Consider the following 4721-nt stretch of genomic DNA (forward strand, 5'->3'; position numbering starts at 1 on the left):
GGATGCCGCCGCCAGTGCGGCGCGCGAAGACCTGCCCAATCTTTTCTACATCAGCGCCGCGCGCGACGATCAGATCGCGTGGGAAAATGCGCTGCCGGTGGAAGGCGCGCCGACGCGCGGTTTCCTGACCTGGTCCTTCGAACAGGGGCTGACGACGCCGCGCGCCGACGGCGCGGGCGTCGCCGCCGATCAGGATGGCGACGGCACGGTGTCGATCGGCGAACTGGGCGCCTATCTCAATGTTCAGGTGCGCGGGCTCAGCGGCAACCGCCAGGAAAGCAACACCATCATCCCGCCCGGTCGCGAAGCGCAGGGGCTGTTCGCCACCGTCGCCCCGCCGCCATCCCCGCCCGCGCCGCCGCCGCTGCCCGGCCTTTATGTCGCGGATCTCAAGGCCCGCGCCAGCGTCAGCGGCGACCATCCCTGGCGCATATTGACCGACGGGCAGGGCGCGGACTTCATCTGGGATGCGCGGGCGCAGGCGATGCTGCGCCGGACCGGGGATGTCGTGGCGCAGAATGTGACCACCCCGGCGCAGGTGCGCGGCATCATCGATAAATGGGCGGCGGTGGAGGCTTTGCGCCCGCTCCTGTCGGAATATGCCGCCCGGCTGATGATCGGCCCGCTCGACAATGGCGCGCGCTATCCTTCCGGCGCGCCGGTCACGCTGGCCCTGACCCCGTCGGACGCGACGAAGGCGGTGGCGCAGGCGCCCGCCACGCCCCGCTACGCCACCGTCTTCGACATCGCGTCCGACGGCACGGTCCAGCGACTCTTTCCACTGACCGATGCGGATGGCGACGGTCGCCTGTCGCCGGGGCAGACGCTGCCCGTGCTCGACAATCAGGTCGTCGCCCCCTTTGGCGCGGACCATGTCGTCGCGCTGGTGACGCCGCAGCCGCCGGACGATTTCCGCCTGCTGCTGCGCACCGTGGATGGTCAGCGCGCCGCCCTGCGCCTCGTCGCGCCGATTCGCGATCTGCTGGCGCAGGCGGATGGGCGGGCCAGCCTGTCGGTGGGCGAACTCTATACCGGCAACTGACCCGGCCTATTCGCGCCAGCTGGGGTCGATCCGATCGATCCGCCGCAGCATCGCCTGAAAATCGGGCACGCCCGGCCCCACGGGCAACTGTATGGCGGACAGGTCGCGTTGATGCACGGCGATCACATCGGCGGGAATGTCGACCGGCGTCCCCGCCGAACCCGCCGCCACCTGAATCTCGCAGGCCCGTTGCAGCGCCCAATGCTGGACAAAGGCGTCGGGCAGAGTCGGCGCCATCACCAGCGTCCCGTGATTGCGTAGCATCATGATCCGTCGCTGCCCCAGATGATCGATCAGCCTGTCGCCTTCCTCCGGCCGAATCGTGACCCCTTCGAAATCATGATAGGCGATTCGCCCGATGAAGGCGGCGGCGTAGAAGCTGATCGGGCGCAGCCCTTCGGCACAGCTGCTCACCGCCATGCCTGCGGTCGTATGGGTGTGGATGATGCAATGGGCGTCGGGCAGGTGCCGGTGAAACACGCTGTGCTGGGTAAAGCCCGCCCGGTTCACCGGATAGGGGCTGCCGTCCAGCACATGGCCGTCAATGTCGATCTTCACCAGGTTGGACGCGCGCACCTCGTCATAGCCAAGGCCGAAGGGATTGATCAGAAAAGCCCCCGATTCGCCGGGCACGCGCAGGGTGATGTGGTTGTATATCAGCTCCGACCATCCCAGATGGTCGAATATCCGGTAACAGGCGGCCAGTTGCTGGCGCGCCTCCCATTCGGCGGTGGACATGTCGGGCTTTCTGGCTGCTGTGGCCATGGCAATCCTCCTGTATCTTTATCGCACCACTATCGCCCGACATGCCGCGAATGTCGAGTTTTGGCCCTTTAGGGTTGAATTTGCGCGGAGGCGCTGGTAGGGCGCCGCCCACATGGCGCAGGGTGACCTGCGACGACTCACTGGCTTTGCTATTCGGTCGGCCCGTCGGGAAGGATGTAAAAGTCCCGGCGTGCCGCTCGTTTTCGATTGGAGATTGACGGACTTATGCAGATCATCGTTCGCGACAATAATGTCGACCAGGCTCTTCGCGCGCTCAAGAAGAAGCTGCAGCGTGAAGGCGTGTATCGCGAAATGAAGCTGCGTCGTCACTACGAAAAGCCGTCGGAAAAGCGCGCCCGCGAAAAGGCTGCCGCCGTTCGCCGCGCCCGCAAGATGGAACGCAAGCGCGCCGAGCGCGACGGCGCGAAGTAAGCGCCGTCCGGGGTGGTTTTTCGCTGCCCCGTTCCTATCTCGAAGCTGCTTTTCTGCCCATAAAAACGAGGCATCGCCCATGTCCACGACGGCCGTTCCCCTTCGTCCCATTGCAAAGGGGTCGTTGACGCGCCTCTGGATCGGCATTGCCGCCGTTGCGCTGGCCGCTGGCGGCCTCGCATGGGCGGGACAGCAGCATGTCGAGCCTTCGCCTGCTGCCTTCCTGACGCAGAATGCCCATGCCGATGGCGTGGTGACCACCGAGTCGGGCCTTCAGTATAAGGTTCTTTCGGAAGGCACCGGCGCCAGCCCGACCACCGCCGACGTGGCGCTGGTGGGGTATAAGGGCACGCTGCTCGACGGCACGGTGTTCGACGAAAATCCGCAGGCGCCGATGCCCATCGACGGCGTCGTGCCGGGTTTCTCGGAAGGCCTGCAAAAGATGAAGAAGGGCGGCAAGTATCGCCTGTGGATTCCGCCGCAGCTTGGCTATGGCGATCAGGCCGCCGGCCCGATCCCGGCCGGTTCGGTGCTGGTGTTCGACGTCACGCTGCACGACTATAAGTCGAAGGCGGAACTGATGCAGCTCCAGCAGCAGATGCAGGGCGCGATGCCGCCGCACGGCGGCCAGTAAAAAGCCGACCCGGCAAAGACGGACAAAGCCAGTCAGAATAGAAGAAGGGTCCGCCGGACGGCCCCTTTTTTTATGTCCTGCCCTTTGGGAGCATTGAAGTCATCGGGCTCAGATGGCGGATCGTGAGATGTGGTGAACAAAGGGCATTGCGAGGATGATCCGATTCATTCCATCGAAATCATGCTCACATGCCTGATCGAATCGGGATACGGGACAGGCACGCCTATTCCCCCGTTCGCTTCGAGCGAGTCGAGAAGCGCGGCACGCACTCTCCAGTCGCCGCGCTGATCTACTCTCGCGCAGCCCAATCCCTGTTCAGCCCAGTCGCCGCTCAGGCTCAGGCGTGCCCCTGACAGACCTGTTCGCCATTGGGGTCGATGCCGAAAGCCAGCGCACTGGCGTTGCCGATCTTTTCTTCCCCGGCGAACAGCTTGTCCAACCGCGTGCGGACCTCGCGGCGATATTCGGGGCTGGCGACCGAACGCGGCGCCGACACTTCGATGTCGCAGGCGATCGCGCCCTTGATCCGGTCGATCGCGGCATCGTCCAGAACGCCCGCGCTGCGCAGTTCGCGGCACAGCTGCAACAGCCCCACGGCGGTCGCCTGCGCCCGCAACCCGACATTGGTCAGGTCGAAATGCAGCTTCTTTTCCTTGTCCAGATGTGCGCTCATGCGACGAATCCTCTCCAGCAGCCGTTGTTCAGCCTATCATAAAGACAATGGCTGGATAGGGGCTGCTGTTCCGCGCCGATGTCCTACAGTCGGACGGGCGGATAGGATGGGCGCGGCCATCTGCTCCGGCCCACGACCGAAAATGTCCGAACCTTGTTTCAAAATTTCAGGATAAGCGGGAAATGTGCGAAGTTAGAGCGATTTCCAGGCGATCGGAACCGATCGCTGGTTCAGAAATCGCGGGGAAACAAAAGACTGACAGCGGTCATCTGATCCAATCGGATCGAAAACCGTTCTAAGCCGCCGCGTCGCCCGCCAGCCGCTTCTGCGCCTTCACGTCGTTCCGCTCTTTCAGCGCCTTGGACCGTTCCTCCAGATAGACCTTGATCATCGCGACGATCGGGTCGGCCAAGAACAGCCCCATGATGCCGAACAGCGCGCCGAACAGGATCTGCGCCGCCAGCACCAGCGCGGGGGCAAGGTCGGTCGCCCGCTTCGCCACCATCGGCACGATCAGGTAACCGTCGACGATCTGCACCACCATATAGACGCCAAAGGCATAGAGGCCGACATTGGTCCCGCCCGAAAAGCCGACGATGATGATCAGGGCGCCCGATATGATCGATCCGATATTGGGCAGGAACGCGAACAGGCCGGTCAATATGCCCAGCAGGCCCGCCATCGGCACGCCGCCCGCCCACAGCAGCAACCACGTGCCCACGCCCTCTACCGCCATGCCGATGATCCGCCCGAACATCAGGCGGCGCAGCGTCCATCCCATCTTGTCGGCGATGGCATAGAAATGGGCGCGCTTGCCCATCGGCAGCATCCATGCGACGCCGCGTTCGTACAGCTTGGGTTCCACCGCGATGAAGATCGCCAGCACCAGCATCATGACCCCGCTGGTCACCGCGCCCACGGCCGTGCCGACCGCCGCCGTCACCCGGCCCATGCTGCTCATCGCCTGACTTGCCAGGCTTTTGAGGTCATCGGGCGTCGTGGTGATGCCCAACTGCTGCATCCACCCGCCGATCCGGCCGACCTGCGCCTCCACGATGCCGCGCATCGCCTGCGCCTGCTGCGTCAGGCTGGTGCCTGTCAGGTAGAAAGTATAGGCCATGAAGGCGACCGCGCCCAGCAGCACGATCGTCAGCCGCCAGCCCCGCGAAATCGGC

The 4721-nt window shown here is 64.5% G+C and carries 5 protein-coding genes and 1 pseudogene; 3 read left to right on the plus strand and 3 right to left on the minus strand.

Features of this window, described 5'->3' with window-relative positions; genetic code table 11:
- Nucleotides 1–1042 (plus strand): annotated as a pseudogene (locus ACOJSJ_RS03835) (hypothetical protein); the annotation flags it as partial.
- Between the two features lie 6 nt (nt 1043–1048).
- Here ACOJSJ_RS03835 and ACOJSJ_RS03840 read toward each other — a convergent pair.
- On the minus strand, nt 1049–1807 hold the full coding sequence (locus ACOJSJ_RS03840; protein ID WP_420143669.1) for a class II aldolase/adducin family protein: 759 nt from the start codon (nt 1805–1807) through the stop codon (nt 1049–1051).
- A gap of 225 nt (nt 1808–2032) precedes the next feature.
- On the opposite strand from ACOJSJ_RS03840, the gene rpsU reads away from it, so the two are divergent.
- Together rpsU and ACOJSJ_RS03850 are read left to right on the plus strand one after the other, a co-directional pair.
- The gene (rpsU, locus tag ACOJSJ_RS03845; protein WP_056686590.1) at nt 2033–2239 is read left to right on the plus strand and encodes a 30S ribosomal protein S21; all 207 of its coding nucleotides are present in this window, start codon (nt 2033–2035) and stop codon (nt 2237–2239) included.
- A gap of 79 nt (nt 2240–2318) precedes the next feature.
- Nucleotides 2319–2873, plus strand: a complete 555-nt coding sequence (locus ACOJSJ_RS03850; protein WP_420143670.1) for an FKBP-type peptidyl-prolyl cis-trans isomerase — start codon at nt 2319–2321, stop codon at nt 2871–2873.
- A gap of 337 nt (nt 2874–3210) precedes the next feature.
- On the opposite strand, the gene ACOJSJ_RS03855 is transcribed toward ACOJSJ_RS03850, so the two are convergent.
- Nucleotides 3211–3546 carry a hypothetical protein gene (locus tag ACOJSJ_RS03855; RefSeq protein ID WP_420143671.1) on the minus strand — a complete coding sequence of 112 codons (336 nt, stop codon included), beginning with the start codon at nt 3544–3546 and terminating at the stop codon, nt 3211–3213.
- A 295-nt stretch (nt 3547–3841) separates the two neighbouring features.
- Nucleotides 3842–4721: AI-2E family transporter (locus ACOJSJ_RS03860; RefSeq protein WP_420143672.1), on the minus strand; the 880-nt coding region annotated here is incomplete at its 5' end.

The sequence above is a fragment of the Sphingobium sp. genome (assembly GCF_048594625.1).
Taxonomy (GTDB): domain Bacteria; phylum Pseudomonadota; class Alphaproteobacteria; order Sphingomonadales; family Sphingomonadaceae; genus Sphingobium.